The sequence below is a fragment of the Methylobacterium sp. 174MFSha1.1 genome (genome assembly GCF_900116815.1).
Taxonomy (GTDB): Bacteria; Pseudomonadota; Alphaproteobacteria; order Rhizobiales; family Beijerinckiaceae; genus Methylobacterium.
In genome coordinates this window covers 13,826-30,407 of record NZ_FPCB01000012.1, presented here as the reverse complement: position 1 = coordinate 30,407, position 16,582 = coordinate 13,826, and the positions used below count along the sequence as shown (strand labels likewise).

Annotated in this window: 14 protein-coding genes; 8 read left to right on the top strand and 6 right to left on the bottom strand. The window is 70.4% G+C overall.

The window, feature by feature from the left end; all coding sequences use genetic code 11:
- Positions 1-76 precede the first annotated feature (76 nt).
- From BM430_RS33910 to BM430_RS11055, 3 genes are all read right to left on the bottom strand, one after another.
- Positions 77-796, bottom strand: coding sequence for a hypothetical protein (locus BM430_RS33910; protein ID WP_143132005.1), 720 nt, complete (start codon positions 794-796; stop codon positions 77-79).
- 39 nt (positions 797-835) lie between these two features.
- Positions 836-2,023, bottom strand: coding sequence for a tyrosine-type recombinase/integrase (locus BM430_RS11060; protein WP_093567317.1), 1,188 nt, complete (start codon positions 2,021-2,023; stop codon positions 836-838).
- A gap of 350 nt (positions 2,024-2,373) precedes the next feature.
- Entirely contained in the window at positions 2,374-3,366 is a 993-nt protein-coding gene (locus BM430_RS11055; RefSeq protein WP_093567316.1) for an HWE histidine kinase domain-containing protein, read from the bottom strand.
- A gap of 280 nt (positions 3,367-3,646) precedes the next feature.
- Here BM430_RS11055 and BM430_RS11050 point away from each other — a divergent pair, with 280 nt between their 5' ends.
- The 6 genes from BM430_RS11050 to repC all read left to right on the top strand — a co-directional run bounded on the left by BM430_RS11050 (position 3,647) and on the right by repC (position 12,167).
- On the top strand, positions 3,647-4,165 hold the full coding sequence (locus BM430_RS11050) for a MarR family winged helix-turn-helix transcriptional regulator (RefSeq protein WP_093567315.1): 519 nt from the start codon (positions 3,647-3,649) through the stop codon (positions 4,163-4,165).
- Complete coding sequence (locus BM430_RS11045; RefSeq protein WP_093567314.1) at positions 4,162-5,877, top strand: FAD-dependent monooxygenase; 1,716 nt, start codon at positions 4,162-4,164, stop codon at positions 5,875-5,877. The genes BM430_RS11050 and BM430_RS11045 overlap by 4 nt, the downstream gene beginning before the upstream one ends.
- Before the next feature lie 307 nt (positions 5,878-6,184).
- Positions 6,185-7,963: a methanol/ethanol family PQQ-dependent dehydrogenase gene (locus tag BM430_RS11040; protein WP_093567313.1), complete on the top strand. Its 1,779-nt coding sequence runs from the start codon at positions 6,185-6,187 to the stop codon at positions 7,961-7,963.
- A gap of 66 nt (positions 7,964-8,029) precedes the next feature.
- The gene (locus tag BM430_RS11035; protein WP_093567312.1) at positions 8,030-9,238 is read left to right on the top strand and encodes a lytic murein transglycosylase; all 1,209 of its coding nucleotides are present in this window, start codon (positions 8,030-8,032) and stop codon (positions 9,236-9,238) included.
- 181 nt (positions 9,239-9,419) lie between these two features.
- Positions 9,420-10,616 carry a plasmid partitioning protein RepA gene (repA, locus tag BM430_RS11030; protein WP_093567311.1) on the top strand — a complete coding sequence of 399 codons (1,197 nt, stop codon included), beginning with the start codon at positions 9,420-9,422 and terminating at the stop codon, positions 10,614-10,616.
- A gap of 264 nt (positions 10,617-10,880) precedes the next feature.
- Entirely contained in the window at positions 10,881-12,167 is a 1,287-nt protein-coding gene (gene repC, locus BM430_RS11025; RefSeq protein WP_093567310.1) for a plasmid replication protein RepC, read from the top strand.
- An 83-nt stretch (positions 12,168-12,250) separates the two neighbouring features.
- Here repC and BM430_RS35545 read toward each other — a convergent pair whose 3' ends face one another.
- On the bottom strand, positions 12,251-12,385 hold the full coding sequence (locus BM430_RS35545) for a hypothetical protein (protein ID WP_280142272.1): 135 nt from the start codon (positions 12,383-12,385) through the stop codon (positions 12,251-12,253).
- Positions 12,386-12,766: 381 nt separating this feature from the next.
- On the opposite strand from BM430_RS35545, the gene BM430_RS11020 reads away from it, so the two are divergent.
- Both BM430_RS11020 and BM430_RS11015 read left to right on the top strand, forming a co-directional pair.
- Complete coding sequence (locus BM430_RS11020) at positions 12,767-13,855, top strand: catalase family protein (protein WP_093567309.1); 1,089 nt, start codon at positions 12,767-12,769, stop codon at positions 13,853-13,855.
- A 12-nt stretch (positions 13,856-13,867) separates the two neighbouring features.
- A complete protein-coding gene (locus BM430_RS11015) occupies positions 13,868-14,266 on the top strand; it encodes an MAPEG family protein (RefSeq protein ID WP_093567308.1) in 399 nt (132 codons plus the stop codon).
- Positions 14,267-14,363: 97 nt separating this feature from the next.
- On the opposite strand, the gene BM430_RS11010 is transcribed toward BM430_RS11015, so the two are convergent.
- On the bottom strand, positions 14,364-15,410 hold the full coding sequence (locus BM430_RS11010) for a sensor histidine kinase (protein ID WP_093567307.1): 1,047 nt from the start codon (positions 15,408-15,410) through the stop codon (positions 14,364-14,366).
- 127 nt (positions 15,411-15,537) lie between these two features.
- On the bottom strand, positions 15,538-16,515 hold the full coding sequence (locus BM430_RS11005) for an SDR family oxidoreductase (protein ID WP_093567306.1): 978 nt from the start codon (positions 16,513-16,515) through the stop codon (positions 15,538-15,540).
- Positions 16,516-16,582: the final 67 nt, after the last annotated feature.

Genomic DNA, 16,582 nt, shown 5'->3' with positions numbered 1-16,582 from the left:
TCGTGCATGTGCCGGGATCGCCTCGGTCGATGCACGAGAGGTGCTTCAAATTTCCGGCTCGAACCAGCCGTTCCGATTAAGTTGGCGTACCGTTTCGATTAGCCCGCGATCTAGGGCCTGCCTTGCTCCACGCTTTCGCTCCGGCCTGTTTCACGGCAGCGCGCCAAGCTCGGAGTCCTGCTTGTACTCCAAGCGATGGAACCTGATTTCTGGCCCATTGGATGGCATCATCCCTAGTCATGGCAGGATTCTCGAGGGATTGCTCCATCAGCCCCTTCAGAAGCTCAGTCGCTCGATTCTCGGCTGAGATTTTAGGCGTTTCCGCCGGCCACAGCTTCAGCACCTCTCCCCTATCCAGCCTAATCAAACTTCCTCCTTTCGGATTTCCTCCTTTGACATCTAGATAGTCGAATTTATTGCACTTAATGCCGTGATCAATCCAATGCAACTTCGGTATCGCAGCTCGTTCCCTTTCCTGCCACTTCCAAGTTGCAACGATTTTTCCGGCTTTCAATTGAAATCTCAATTCTGTTATTGCCGAATGCAGGGCATCCCAGACGACAGTTCTCGGGATGCCTTCGATTTTTACGATCACTGGCGCTATCATTTTGTGCCAAAATCTTAAGTCAATTTCCGAACGCTCGCAGTCTATATCCTCAAGACTGCTGTCAGAGACTGCACCTGCGATACGCGGCTTCCTGTACGCAATCCAAGCTATAACCTGCTCAAGCGTCCAGTATGGTTCTTTGAAGCCTTCCGCGAAAAGTTTTTCAAGCCGCTCACCCTGGTCATGCATCTCCAATTCCAATCGGACACGTTGACAGCCGGCATGGCATTACCGGGCACAGAAATCCGCCCAGGCCTGCATCAGATCACGCCTCTTCTGGAACAAATCTGTCCGAAAGTAGGCCGCCTCAATCTTATCCTTGTTGGTGTGGGCTAGTGCAGCCTCGGCCACCTCACGCGGCGCGCTCGTCTGCTCCGCTACCCAGTCCCGGAAAGACGATCGAAACCCGTGCACCGTTGCATCCACCTCCATCCGACGCAGTAACATCTCCAGCGCCATAGTCGACAGCGGTCGCCCAGGCTTGTTGCCAGGAAAGACAAACTCGGCTCGGCGCACCTCATGGAGCTCCACCAGGATCTCGCGGGCACGGCGCGGCAGCGGTACCCGATGCTCGCGTCCGGCCTTCATCCGCTCCTTCGGCAATGTCCAAGTTCCCTGGTCAAGATCGATCTCGTTCCAGTCCGCACCCATAGCCTCACCGCTACGAGCGGCGGTCAGGATCGCGAACTCCAAGCACAGCGCACTGATCGACCCGCTTAGACGCAGGCGAGCGATGAAGGCAGGAACCTCCTGATATGGGAGCGCCTTATGGTGCCCGCGGGTCAGCTTCTGGCGGCGGGGCAGCAGATGATCGAGATGGCCGCGCCAACGAGCGGGGTTCTCGGCTGTCCTGTGCCCCTTGGCCCGAGCGGCATCCAGCACCTTCTCGATCCGGCCGCGCAGGCGCGAAGCTGTCTCCGGCACCTTAGTCCACAGGGGGTTTAGGATGGTCAGCACCTGCTCGGTCGTGACCTGATCGACCGGCACGCTCCCAATTGGATCGCAGTAGCGCGTTAGGGTCATGCGCCATTGATCCCGGTGTTTCGGGTTCTTCCAGCCGGTCTCAAGGGTACTGACAACCTCCTTTGCCATCTCGCTGAATGTGGGCACCCGTTTCTCGGGCTGCACGTCTCGCAGAGCCAGCGGGTTCACACCGTTCGCGACGTGTGTACGGGCGGCCGCGACCAGTTCGCGGGCACGGGCGAGGCTTACGGTGCTGGCGCTACCCAGACCCATCTCGCGCAGCTTGCCCACACCCGTCTGACCGGGCTCTCGCCAGCGGAACAGGTATACCCAACGCCGACGCGAGCCGTCGGGCGAGATGGACAGATAGAGGCCTCCACCATCCGCGTGGCGGCCGGGCTTCTTCAGGGTCGAAACTGTCCGAGCGGACAGGCGGTTGGTGGTGCGGGCCACGGCATTCCCCGGTTCGGCCCCAACATGGGCCCCAACACAGACACCGGAAATTGGCGGACAATCGCGGACAGTGTAAGATCCTTAGCAGCGCAACATGTTGATTTTGAAGGCTGCCGCACCCTTCAATGGACGTCAGCGCACAGGGGTACGACAGACACCCCTTCCGCCAGAACGACGCCTTAAGGCGTTGTCAGCAAAGCGAAAGCCGCAGCCGAGGATAGAGCGCCCCCTCCAGAGCCCCCGCCTCGGGACGGCGCTCGGCCCACCCTTAAGGGCAGTCGTGATGCCGGGTCCCACAGACCCCGCCCTCGACGCGTGCGCCCGCTGGTGTGCGAGCGCGCATGCCGAACCTAACCAACCGGCACCGTCATCGCGAAGTGCAGGCCGTCCGCGTCGATGGTCCGCGCGAAGCGCCCGCCCAGGCTGCGCTCGATGGTCTGCCGCAGCAGGCGCGAGCCGAAGCCGGTGCCGTCCGCCTTCGGCGCAGCCGCGCGGGCCGGGCTCTCGTCCCAGGTCAGCCGCAGATGCCCGTCCGCCACGTCGCCGCGCAGGCGCAGCGAGCCCCCGCCGGACAGGGCGCCGTACTTGGCCGAATTGGTCGCCAGTTCGTGGAAGATCATGGCGTAGTCGTTGACCTTGTCGGGGGCGGCGACCGCGTCGTCGGCGATGGCGAGCGCGATGTCGGCGCCGTCGCGGTAGGGCGCCAGGATCCGCTCGGCGAGGTCGCCGAGCCGCACGTCGCCCTGGTCGAGCCGGTGCGAGCGGGTGGCGAGCACGGTGGCCTCGTGCAGGACGCCGAACCGCCGCGACAGGTCCTCGGCGAAGGTCGGCGCCGAGGTCGCGTCCCGGGCGACGATGGCGGTGAGCGCCCTCGCCACGGTGAACATGTTGGAGACCCGGTGCGCAAGCTCGGCGGTCAGCAGCCGCTCGGCTTCTTCCGCGCGCCGGCGCTCGGTGACGTCCAGGAAGATGGCGTGGAGCCATTCGCCGACGCGCCCGGCATTGCCGCCGATGCCGCGCGCCGAGATCCAGCGCGCCTCTGCGCCCTCGCCGATGCGGAAGTCGAAGCTGTAGGGCAACGGGTCGACCGCGCTCGCCATCCAGTCATGCATCATGCCGTCGCGATCCTCGGCGTTCACCCGCGCGAACAGCGCGTCGATCGGCACGACCGCCTCGGTCGTGCCCCAGAACGCGCGGCAGAGCCCGTCGAGGCGGGCGAGGCGCCGCTCCGGCGACCAGGCCCAGAGGCCGACGCCGCCGCGATGGATCGTGTCGCTGAACTGCGCGAGCGTCCACTCCTCGGCCGTCGCGGCCTCGCCGGTCGTCGCCTCGCCTGCGGTCATGCTCGTCCCCGGTCCCGTCCCCGCCCGTTGCCGCGCACGCCGTCCGGGCGGCGTGCGAGGCCGGCCGCGACGTATCTGGCCTCTCACGACCGAGCCGACAACGGCCGGAGGGCCTCGCCGTCCCTGCCACGATCGCCGCAGGACCCCAGAATCGCGCGGTGCGGCCGCGCCCGCCGATCCGCGGAGGCTCAGGCCGGGAACCGGACGCCCGGAAGGCCGTTCTCGCTACGATGACAGCTCGCTGTCAAAATGACACGATCCTCCGAAGAGGCAGTCCCTCATGGAACCTGCCGGCCCTACATCCGACCCGGACCGCGCCCGGCACGCCTTCTCCGGTCTCGTCGTCGCGGTGTTCCGCCTCAACGGCGACCTGATCGAGGCGGGCGACGCCCTCGTCCACGACCTCGGGCTGACCAGCGCCCGCTGGCAGGTGCTGGGCGCCGTCGCCCTCGCGCCGGCGCCGCTGCCGGTCGCGCACATCGCCCGCAACATGGGCCTCGCTCGCCAGTCGGTGCAGCGCGTCGTCGACGACATGCGCGCCGACGGGCTCGTGCGGCTCGAACCCAATCCCCACCACCGCCGCGCCCCGCTGGTGGCGATGACCCCGCGCGGCGAGGCCGCCTACGCGCAGGCGATGGCGCGCAAGGACCTGTGGGCGGACGGGCTGACCGAGGGGCTGCCGCCGGAGGCCATCGAGGCCGCCGGCACGCTCCTGCGTGCCCTCCAGCAGCGGATCGGCGCCTCCTCCGACCGCATCACCGCCCTCGCGACAGCCACACGACGGGAAACCCAGGAATGACCCGCACCGACGCATCCCCGGACATCGACGCCGACGTCATCGTGGTCGGGGCCGGCCCGATCGGCCTGACGACGGCCTGCGCCCTGCGCCACCACGGCGTGTCGTGCCTGCTCCTCGAGCAGCGCACGGAGACCAAGGCCTATTCAAGAGCCAACAACCTGTGGGCGCGGCCGCAGGAGCTGCTCGCCGGCATCGGCCTGCGCGACGCGATCGCCGAGAACGCCTACCCGGTCAACACCATCAACTTCTTCGTCGACGGCACGCCCACGACCCCGATCCCGATCGCCGACGTCGCCAGCCCGTACCCGGAGGTCCTCTACAGCGGTCAGGACGTGATCGAGCGAACCCTGACCTCGGCCTTCGAGGCCCGCGGCGGCCGGCTCGACCGGGGCTGCGCGGTGACCGGCCTCGTCGAGGACGCGGCGGGCGTCACCGTGACGGTCCGGCGGGGCGGGGAGGGGCCGGAGGAGCGTAGGCGCGCCCGCTACCTCGTCGCTGCGGACGGCGCCCGCAGCACGATCCACCCGCTCGTCGGCCTCGATTTCACGCCGGAGCGGTTCGCGCAGTGCATGAACCGGCAGGTCGATGCCCGGCTGTCCTGGCGGCGCTCGATGGCGCCGGACCAGCTCTGGTTCTTCTACTACGAGCGGGGCTTTGCCGGCATCATGCCGGTCTGGGGCGGCTACCACCGGCTGTTCTTCCTCGCCGACGACACCGGCGTGCCGGACCGCGACCCGACGCTCGACGAGATCCAGGCGCTCGCCCGCGAGGTGACCGGCGACGACACCCTCGCGCTGTCGGATCCGCAATGGCTCACCCACAGCCGGTTCGAGTACGGCGTCTCGCCCGGCTATGCCCGCGGCCGGGTGTTCCTGGCGGGCGATGCCGGGCACCTGTCGCTGCCGATCGGCGGCCAGGGGATGAATGCCGGCCTGCACGACGCGGTCGAGATCGCGTGGCGGCTCGCCATGACGCTGCGGGGCGAGGCGACGCCGGTCATCCTCGACTCTTACGACGGCGAGCGCGGCGGGGAGCACGCCCGGCTGAGCGCCCAGCAGGCGCGCGGCTTCCGCTGGACCGTCTATCGCGGGCCGGTCACCGACACGGTGCTCGGGCTCGCCGCCAGGGCGCTGCCGAATCTCGGCTCGCTGCTGCAGGGGACGGACGACATGCAGCAGATGAAGGTCGCGTATCCGAAGAGCCGCCTGAACGAGGACCGCCTGTCAGGGCTGACGAGCCTGCTGCGATCGGGACCGAGGCCGGGCGAGCGGGCGCCGGACGCGGAGGTGACGGCGGGCGGGGAGACCACGACCCTGTTCCGGTTCCTCGCCAATCCGGACGGGCGCACGACGGGCTGGGCCCTGCTCGGCTTCGACGGGCGCACGGGCTCCGCCCGGGATGCCCTGCGCGCCGCCGTCGCGGCCGTCGTGCCCTGGCCGTGGGTGCGGCCGCGGCTCGTCCTGGCCGGCCCGCTGGTCGCGGGCGTGGACGTCCCGGTCCTGTCCGACCTCGACGGCAAGGCGCACGGCGCCTACGGCCTGGAGGGCCGGCCGGCCCTGGTGCTGGTGCGCCCGGACGGGCACATCGCCTTCCGGGGCGAGGCCGGCCGGGCCGACCATCTCGTGGCGTATTGCCGGCGGGTGTTCGGGGCGGGGGCCGGGGGTGACGCCGCGCCGGCCGGTAAGCGGGAGGAACCGGTGCTCGTCGAGTGAGAGTTGTCTGTCTCAGCGGGACATCCACTTCAAATCTCTCCCAGCCTTTCCCGGACGAGAGCAGCGAAGCGAAAGAAGATCCGGGATCCATCATGAAAAATCGCGAAGCGCCTGCTTGTCTGCAACGACGCAACAGGCAGAGCCGCTTCGCGGCACGTCTCACCTGGATCCCGGATCTCCTTCCGCTGACGCTTCAGTCGTCCGGGAAAGGGGGAGCTTGTGATTGACGACCCGCTTGTCCGGGATGGCGGTCCATCACTATGACGGATGACAGCAACGGCCCGGCGCGGCCGGGGAGGGGACACGCATGAGATTCGCGGTGCTGGCGCTCCTGATGCTCGGTCTCGGCCCGGCCCTCGCCGGGGAGAACACCTCCGGCCGGGAGCCGGTCTTGCCGACCCTCGACTACGCCAACACGCGCTTCTCGGCGCTCGACCAGATCACGACCGCGAATGTCGGGCAGCTGAGGGCCGCCTGGACCTACTCCACCGGGGCGTTGCGCGGGCACGAGGGCGCGCCGCTCGTCGTCGGCCACGTCATGATCGTGCACACGCCGTTCCCGAACACCGTCACCGCCCTCGATCTCGACCAGGACGGCCGGATCCTGTGGCGCTACGCGCCGCGGCAGGAGGCCGGGGTGGCCGCAGTGATGTGCTGCGACACGGTCCATCGCGGCCCCGCCTACCAGGACGGCCGGATCTTCCTGCAGCTCGCCGACACCACCGTCGTGGCGCTCGACGTCGAGACCGGACGGGTGCTGTGGTCGCTGCGGAACGGCGACCCGGCCAGGGGCGAGACCAACACCGCGGCGGTGATGCCGGTCGGGGACAAAGTGATCGTCGGCCTGTCGGGCGGCGAGTACGGGGCGCGCTGCCACCTCACCGCCTACGACCAGGCGACGGGGCGGCGCCTGTGGCGCGCCTACGCCACCGGGCCGGACGACGAGATGCTGGTCGATTCCGAAAAAACCACGGAGCTCGGACGGCCGGTCGGCGAGAACTCCTCGCTGACGAGCTGGGAGGGCGAGCAGTGGAAGACCGGCGGCGGCTGCGCCTGGGGCTGGTTCTCCTACGATCCGGACCTGAACCTGATCTATTACGGCACCGGCAATCCCTCGACCTGGAACCCGGCGCAGCGCCCGGGCGACAACCGCTGGGCGATGGCGATCGTCGCCCGCGACGCCGGGACCGGCGTGGCCCGTTGGGTCTACCAGATGACGCCCCACGACCAGTGGGACTATGACGGCGTCAACGAGATGATCCTGACCGAGCAGGAGATCGGCGGGCGCCGGCAGCGCCTCCTGACCCATTTCGACCGCAACGGCTTCGGCTACACCCTCGACCGGGAGACCGGCGCGGTGCTGGTGGCGGAAAAATTCGATCCGAGCGTGAACTGGGCGAAGCGGATTGACCTCGACCGCGCCTCCCCGACCTATGGCCGCCCGGTGGTGGACGAGCGCTTCGCCCCGGGCACCACAGGCGAGGACGAGACCGTGACGGGCATCTGCCCCGGCGCGCTCGGCGCCAAGAACCAGCAGCCCGCCGCCTACTCGCCGCGCACCGGCCTGTTCTACGTGCCGACGAACCACATGTGCATGGATGTCGAGCCGTTCCACGTCACCTACACGCCGGGCCAGCCCTATGTCGGGGCGACGCTGACGCTGCATCCGCCGCCGGGCGCTGAGCGCACCGGCGCCTTCATCGCCTGGGACAACCTGTCGGGCCGCATCAAGTGGTCGATCCCCGAGCCGTTCTCGGTCTGGTCCGGGGCGCTCGCCACCGCCGGCGGGGTGGTGTTCTACGGCACCCTCGAAGGATACCTGAAGGCGGTCGACGCCGAGACCGGCCGGGAGCTCTACCGCTTCAAGACGCCGTCGGGGATCGTCGGCAACGTCACCACCTACCTGCACGAGGGGCGGCAATACGTGGCGGTCCTGTCCGGCATCGGCGGCTGGGCCGGGATCGGGCTCGCGGCGGGCCTCACCGACCCGGCCGAGGGATCGGGCGCCGTCGGCGGCTATGCCGCCCTGTCGCACTACACCGCCGCGGGCGGGCAGCTCACGGTCTTCGCCCTGCCGGAGCGCTGAACTGCGGGATTGACCCGGGCGGATCGGCTCGCAACCTGCCCGGATCGCCATCACGGAGGATCCTCGATGCGGGTGCCGATCGCACTCCTGTGGCTGCTCGCGGCGCCGGCCGCCCTGGCGCAGACGCTGCCGGCGGACGATGCCGGGATGGCCGCCTGCCTGACCGGCCTCGTCGCGCGGGCAAAAGAGCAAGGGGTGAATCCGGCCCTCGCCGAGGCGCAGCTCTCCAGCCTCACCGCCGATCCGGACGTGCTGGCGGCGACGGGCAAGCAGGCCGAGTTCGAGAAGCCGGTCTGGGCCTATCTCGATTCCGCGGTGAGCGAGGAGGCGGTGGCCGACGGCAAGGCGAAGCTCGCGGCGGAGGCGAGCCTGCCGGCGATCGAGACGGCCTACGGGGTCGACCGGCACGTGCTGGTGGCGATCTGGGGCATCGAATCGGGCTACGGCTCCGTCCTGAACGATCCCCGCAAGGTGCGGCCGGTCCTGCGTTCCCTCGCGACCCTGGCCTGTGCCGGCGGTCCGCGGGTCGCGACCTGGACCGAGGAACTGGTCGCGGCCCTGCGCCTCCTCGATCTTCGCCGCACCACGCCGGACCGACTGACCGGCTCCTGGGCCGGCGCGATGGGCCACACCCAGTTCATGCCGACGACCGTCCTGCGCCACGCCCTCGACTTCGACGGCGACGGGCGGGCCGATATCTGGACGTCGGCGCCGGACGCGCTCGCCTCGACGGCGCAGTACCTGCGCACCCTGGGCTGGCGCCCGGGCGAGGGCTGGGGCGGCGAGGTGGTGCTGCCGCCGGGCTTCGACTATCGCCTCGCCGACGAGACGACGATGCGGACGGTTGCCGAGTGGCGCGCCCTCGGCCTCAAGCCCGCCGGCCGGGAGATCGGGGCGGATTCCGACACGGCGCGCCTGGTGCTGCCGGCCGGCGCGCGCGGGCCGGCCTTCCTGCTGCGGCCGAATTTCCAGGCGCTCCTCGGCTACAACGCCGCGTTCTCCTACGCGCTGGCGGTGGCGCATCTCTCCGACCGGCTGCGGGGCGAGCCCGCCTTCGTGCAGCCCTGGCCCCGGGGCGACCGGCCGCTCGGCGCCGACGAAAGGCGGGAGATCCAGACGGCGCTCGAGGCGAAGGGGCACGCGGTCGGCGGGGTCGACGGACGAATCGGTCCGCGCAGCCGCGCGGCGATCCGGGCCTGGCAGGCGGCGGCCGGAGTGGTGCCGGACGGCTACGCCGATGCCGCGCTCCTGGAGCGCCTGCGGGCCGAAAACTGATTCCCCGCCAACGCACGATTCGGGGCTTCGGTACCACCGCGATCGACTCGAAGCGCCTGACTCCTGTGGAGAAAATGTTGTCGACTCCTGAATCGGAGCCCCCCGGGCTTAACGCTTGACTCTCCGTCGGCCGATTCCGCCAAACTACGCCTGCAAGCTCGGATGAGGCTCGAAAGCGTAGATGTCGAAGGCGGCCGACAGTCGAATCACCGGGCGGACGCCAGCCTCCCCCGCGCCGTTCGACGCCGTGATCGCGGCCCATGCCGAGGCGTTGACGCGCCAGCTCGCCGGAGCGGGCGGGCGGTACAGCCCGCCTTCGCCGCCGCGCGCGCTGCGCCGCTTCCCGACCGGGGAGGCGGCGCGGCTGATCGGCATCACCGACGCCTATCTGCGCCAGCTGATCCTCTCCGACGAGGCGCTGGAGCCCGAGAAGGGGCCGGCGGGCCGGCGGCTCTTCACGCTCGGCCAGATCAACGACCTGCGCCGGCGCCTGGCGCGGACGCGGCCGGGCTACCTGCGCCACCGCCGGGCGGGCGAGCACCTGCAAGTGATCGCCGTCACCAACGTCAAGGGCCGCTCGGGCAAGACCACGGCGGCGGCGCATCTGGCGCAGTACCTGGCCTTGCTGGGCTTTCGCGTGCTCGCGGTCGATCTCGACCCGCAGGCGGCGTTGTCCGGCCTGTTCGGCTGCCGGCCGGAGCCCGATGACGGCGTGAGCCGGACGCTCTACGGCGCGGTGCGGCGCGACGGGGCCGAGCGGCCGCTGGCTGAGATCCTGCGCCCGACCCACTTCCCGGGCATCGACCTCGTGCCCGGCCACCTCGCATTGATGGCCTGCGAGCACGGCGCGGACCCCGAGGGCATCGTGGGCCGCGTCGCCGGGGCGCTGGCGAGCGTCGCCGACGCTTACGACGTCGTGGTGGTCGATTGCTCGGCTCAGCTCGGCGTTCTGACGCTCGGGGCGCTCTCGGCCGCCACCGGCATCCTGGTGACGGTGCAGCCGCAGAGGCTCGACCTCGCCGGCCTGTCCGGTGCGCTGCGGATAACCGCCGACCTTCTCGGGGCGGTGCGGCGCGACGCCGGCGGCGCGCCGCGGCACGACTTCCTGCGCTACCTCGTCACCTGCCACGCGCCGTCCGACGGCCCGCAGACCCAGGTCGTCGGACTCCTGCGGGCTCTGTTCGGCGAGCAGGTGATGACCCACACGGTGCCGTTCTGCCCGGCGATCGCCGAGGCGGGAGCGGCCGGCCGCACGCTCTACGAGGCGGGCCGCGAGGGCCTGTCGCGGCAGGCCTACGACCGGGCGATCGAGGCCCTCGATGCGGTGAATGCCGAGATCGCCGGCGAGATCGCGCAGGCCTGGGGCAGGGCCGCGTGACCCTGCCGCTTCCCCTCATCCCGGGATCCCGCCCCGGATGAACGCTGCGTTACGCAGCGCCGATTCACCCCGCCTCGCGGCGGTTCCACTCACCTGAACTGAAGAAAGGATCGATCCGGCAAAAGAAAAAGGCCCCCGAAGCGACGCCCCGGAAGCCCTTCTCTTAGTGCCTGGCAGCCTGAGAGAATCAAATCCGGCACATTCTGTCAAGCGTGGCGCCGATTCGGCGAACCCTTTTCTGTTGCCTGACGACAGGCAAGAGCGATGTCCCAGATCCGACCGACGACGCCCTTCGGGCGGCGGCCGCTGTCGCTCGCCATGATGGCGGCGCAAGCGGCGGCGAAGGCCTGCCCGGAGGAGGCCGCGAGCCACAAATGGCGCACCTTCCGCCACCTGACCGAGGCCAAGCAGCGCCTCGGTCTCGGGGACCGGGCGCTCGCCGTGCTCTCGGCGCTGCTCAGCTTCCATCCCGAGACGGCGCTCACGCCGGGTCCCGACCTCGTGGTCTTCCCGTCGAACCGCGAATTGTCGGTGCGCGCCCACGGCCCGTCGCCGACGACGTTGCGGCGGGCGCTGAGCCAGCTCGTCGAGGCCGGCCTGGTGATCCGGCGCGACAGCCCGAACGGCAAGCGCTACGCCCGGCGCGGCGAGGGCGGCCGGATCGAGCAGGCCTTCGGCTTCGACCTCTCGCCCCTGGTGGCGCGGGCCGCCGAGTTCGAGGCGCTGGCCGCCGAGGTGCGGGAGGCCGCCAGGGCGCGGGCGCTCCTGCGCGAGGAGATCTCGCTCCTGCGCCGCGACATCGGCAAGATCGTCGCCTTCGCCCGCGAGACCGGCCTGGGCGGCGCCTGGGACGGGATCGAGGCGCAGCTGCAGGGCGCCGGCGCGATGCCGCCGCGCTCGGCCGGCAACGCGGTGCTCGGCAGGATCGCCGAGGAGCTTCGGGTTCTGCGGGAAGCGGTGGATAAGTGCCTGGCGGAATCGCTCGAATTCCCGAAAACGGGCGCCAGTGAGTCCCAGGCCGGCTGCCACCATCAGAGTTCAAAACCTGAGTCTCTTCAGAATCTTGAACCGGGTTTGCGGGGAGACGGGATCGCGATCGTCGAGGCCGGGGCGGAGAGCGTGGTACCCGCCAGCCGGACGGTGCCGCTGCGGCTGGTGCTCGAAGCCTGCCCAGACATCGGCTTTTACGCCCGCCACGGGATCGGCACCTGGCGCGACTTCCTCGGAGCGGCCGCCGTGGCACGGACGAGCCTCGGGATCGGGCTGCCGGCCTGGACCACGGCGGTCGAGGCGATGGGCGAGGAGCAGGCCGCCGTGGTGGTCGCGGGCCTGCTCCAGCGCGGGACGGCCATCGCCGCGCCGGGGGCCTATCTGCGCGATCTCGCCGGGAAGGCGCGGGCCGGGCGGTTCTCGGTCTGGCCGATGGTGATGGCGTTGTGGCGGATGCGGCAGGAGACGAGCGGAGAGGAATCCAACCCGTCGCCCGTCGTGGCGCAGCTCTCCGGTCGCGTGCCGACTTCGCGCGTCAGGCCCGCGGTCGACCTGCCGTGACGGTGCCGAACATGGATGAGGATGGCCGGCAGAAGACACGAACCCCCGGACGACGCTGCATCCGCGGTCGCGGTCGGGATCGCCTATCCGGCGAGGACCAGCGCGTCAGCCCGCGCCACGTACGCCGTCAGGATCACGAAGACGAGGACCGTGAGCGCGTTCCAGGCCAGGTAGCGGCTGCGGTCGATCAGGGTGCGGGTCTTGACGGCGGCGGGCATGGACAAGGCTCCTCGATGGAGGGGCGAGCGGCGCCCGCGTGGTGGCTCGGAAGGGACGCGTGCCGCGCCGGTCTTCGAGAGCCGCATTCAAGCGGGAGCACGCCGACGGGTCAATGAACGCGCCTGCCAAAGTGATGACCGTTGAGAGAAGATCCTTGCTTCGAAATCGCGATTTGAGAGAAGATTTCTCGCATATCCCGTGGTGTCTCCGCCTCGACCGATGATCCGGTTCTCCGGCTCACCGCTCCGCCAGCCCCTACATCTCGTCCCGGATCCGCCGCCGCCCGCCGAAACGCGACGGAACACGGGCGGAGCGGCGCCGTTGCCGCTGACGCAACGACGCCCGTCAGCGTCGATCAAGACGAGCAAGGTCCATCCGCGATGCAGGCGCCGATCCGCTTCGATCCCTCCCTGGAGAGCGTCCCGCCCGACGAAGAGGAGGTGCAGGCGGAGATGGTCCGGGTCTTCGAGACAATCCAGGCGACGACGCTGAAGGATTACGGCCACGCGGTGCGCGGCGTCCACGCCAAGAGCCACGGTCTCCTGACCGGCCGGCTCACGGTGCTGCCGGACCTGCCCGTGCCGCTGGCGCAGGGCCTGTTCGCAGCGCCGGGCACCTACGACGCGGTGCTGCGGCTCTCGACCAATCCGGGCGACATCCTGGACGACAGCGTCTCGACCCCGCGCGGGCTGGCGGTGAAGGTGATCGGCGTGCCCGGCGAGCGGCTGCCGGGCGCAGAGGGCGACACCCAGGATTTCGTGATGGCGAACGCCCCGGCCTTCACGGCGCCGGACGCGAAAACCTTCCTCAGGAGTCTCAAGCTGCTCGCCGCCACCACCGACACGCCGCAGGTGTTCAAGAAAGTCTTGTCCGCCGCGCTCCGGGGCGTCGAGAGCGCGCTCGAGGCGGTGGGGAGCAAGAGCGCGACGATCGTCAGCCTCGGCGGCCATCCGGAGACACATATCCTCGGCGAGACCTTCTACAGTCAGGCGGCCCTCCGCTGGGGCGACTACGTCGCGAAGGTCGCCGTGGCCCCGGTCTCGCCGGCCCTGACCGCGTTGACCGGCGCGGCGCTGAGCGTGAACGGCAAGCCGAACGGTCTGCGCGAGGCGGTCTCGGACTTCTTCGCCGCCCACGAAGGCGTGTGGGAGCTGCGCGCCCAGCTCCTCACCGACCGCGACGCGATGCCGGTCGAGGACGCCTCGATCCCCTGGCCGGAGGAGAGGAGCCCCTACGTTCCGGTCGCCCGGATCACGGTCGCACCGCAAGAGAGCTGGAGCGAAGACAAGGTGCGGCGCCTCGACGACGGCCTCGCCTTCAGCCCCTGGCACGGGATCGCGGCGCACCGGCCCCTCGGCTCGGTGATGCGGGTGCGCCGCGCCGTGTACCGGAGCTCGGCCGGCTTCCGGGCCCGGCACAACGGCTGCCCGATCCAAGAGCCGACTCGCCAAGAGCCGACTCGCGCCTGAAGGAGTTTCGCGATGGCGTTCCCGTCCCTGACCGCCGCCTACGGGGCGGTGCTGGCGCTCCTGTTCGCCGGCCTCTCCGGCTGGGTGATGGCCCGCCGCCTCTCCGCCAACGTGCTGCACGGCGACGGCGGCGACGCCGTGCTGCTGCACCGCGCCCGGTCCCAGGCGAACTTCGCCGAGTACGTGCCGCTCGTCCTGCTCCTCGTCGGCCTGCTCGAGGCGCACGGGGCGAGCCGGATCCTGGTGCACGGCCTGCTCCTGGTGCTGCTGGTCGGCCGGGTCCTGCACCCGTTCGGCATGACGGCGCCGGCGAACTCCCCCCGGCAATATGCCTGCCGCGGCGGCGGCATCCTGGCGACCTTCGCGGTCCTGATCGTCTCAGCGCTGGCGCTGCTGCTGCGGCTCGCCTGAGCGGGCTTGCGCCGGCGGGCCGACGCAAGCCCGCTTGGACTTTTGTCTTGCCGCAGATTTTCGTCGCAAGACCGGCAACCACTTTTGCGAAATCAGCTCAGGCGCCCGGCGACGCGGCGGCGAAATCGAGCCGCACCACCGTGCCGGGCCCGCCCGCATAGGTGAGCGTGCCGTCGAGCTGCGCCGCCAGCCCCTGCGCGATGCGTAAGCCCAGGCTCCGGCTCGCCTCGGGGTCGAACCCGGCCGGGATGCCCCGTCCGTCATCGGCGATGGTCAGCGCCATCCGGTCCGGCGCGGTCGCCTCCAGGCGGATGGTGATCGTCCCGCGGGCGCCGTCCGGGAAGGCGTGTTTGAGGGCGTTCGTCACCACCTCGACCACCAGGAGCGACAGGGTGGTCAGCCGCGTCAGGTCGAAGCGCACCGGAGCGACGTCGACGAGGCAGACGATGTTGCGGGCGCCGGTCGCGTCGAGGAGGTCGGCGCACAGCTCCTGCAGGTACTGGCCGACCGGCAGGCTGATCCGGCCCGGATCGTAGAGCCGGCGGTGGATGCGCGAGATCGTCTCGAGCCGCACCCGCGCCTCGTCGAGGGCGGCGAGCGCCGCCTGCGGGTCGTTGCCGACCCGGCGCTTCTGCAGGGTCAGGAGGGCTGCGACGAACTGCATGTTGTTCGCCACCCGGTGCTGCAGCTCCTGGAACATGGTGCGCTGCTGCTCGTAGAGCCCGGCCGTCACTTCGCGCTCGTGGCGCAGCCGCATGCTCGCCGTGTGCATGATGTGGATCAGCGCGATGTCGACGGCGACGATGAAGACGTAGAAGGCGAGCGCCAGCGCGGACTGCGCCGAGACGATGAAGCCCGTGCTCGGCGGCAGGAAGAAGTACCAGGCGGACAGCCCGCTCAGGGTCGCGCAGGTGATGCCGGCGCGCAGGCCGCAGAAGAACGTGGTGAGGATGACCGCCGGGAAGAAGGTCAGGTAGGGAAAGCCCGGCGGCAGCACGTCGTCGACGGCGAGCCGCAGGCCGAGGGCCGCCGCGGTGGCGCAGAGCGCCACGAGGTCGCCGAGCCAGACCTGCGCGCGCAGGCGCTCGGTGGCCTGGATCGCGCTCCAGAACCGGCTGCGGCGCGCCGTCGGGACGGTGGACACCGGGGCAGTCGTCGACTCGGCCGTTGACAGTGCGCTGTCTCCTCGATCGAGGATCAAGCTAGGGCGATTCGTGCGGAAAGCCGCCCGGAAACCCGCCGATTCGTCGCATCGCCGAGAGATCTCGCGCTCACCGTGACTTCGCGGCCGCGGTCGCGGCGAGGAGCAGCGCACCGGCGCCGAGGGCAAGGCCCAGGCTGAGGTGCCGGGCGGAGGGCACGCCGTGGCGTGCCCGCCAGCCGCCGCTCGTGGACCGGCGGTCGTCGAGGGGCGCCCGCAGCGCGCCGTGGGTCACCGGCGCCGGCCGCGCCCGGTCGAGGGCGTGGTGGATCGCGAGGCCCATCAGGTGCTCGGTCGGGCCCGGCGCGAGGGCGTAGGCCGCTTGCGCCGCCCGGGCCGGCCAGCCGACCGCGACCTCGTCGTGGGGGTGGCGCGCCACGTGCACGAAGGTCTCGGCCACGTCTTCCGGCGCGTAGACGAGCGGGCCGGTATCGATGCGCTTGCCCGACACGTTGGCGCCGTGGTCGAGCCCGGGCGTGTCGATCATCGCCGGGAAGACGGAGCAGACATGGATGTGCCGGTGCCGGCGCAGCTCCTGGCGCAAGGCCGCCGTGAAGCCGCGCAGGCCGAACTTGCTCGCCGTATAGGCCGCCGCGAACGGTGCCGGCGCCCAGCCGCCGAGGGAGATGTTGGTGATCAGCGTGCCGCGGCCCTGGCGCAGGAACACCGGCAGGGCGGCGTAGGCGCCGTGCATGCCCCCCAACAGGTTCACCGCGACGGTCAGGCGGTGGAGGTCGAGGGGCGCGTCCTGGTAGGGGCCGAACACGCCGGTGCCGGCATTGTTGATCCAGACGTCGATGCCGCCGAAGGCCTGCTCAGCCTCGTCGGCCAGCGCCTGCACGGCCTCCGGGTCGGTCACGTCCGTCGGTACGGCGATCGCCTCCGCGCCCAGCCGCCGGCAGGCCGCCGCCACCTCGTCCAGGGCATCGTGGCGCCGCGCCGCCAGCACCAGCTGGGCGCCGCGCCGGGCGAAGGCCAGGGCGGCGGCACGGCCGATGCCGCTCGAGGCACCGGTGAGCACCACCACGGCGTTGGACAGGTCGGTCATGCGGGCCTCCGTGCTCGGGGGCAGTATCGCCCTCGGGCGCAACCGGGAGGCCCTCACGATGTTCCCG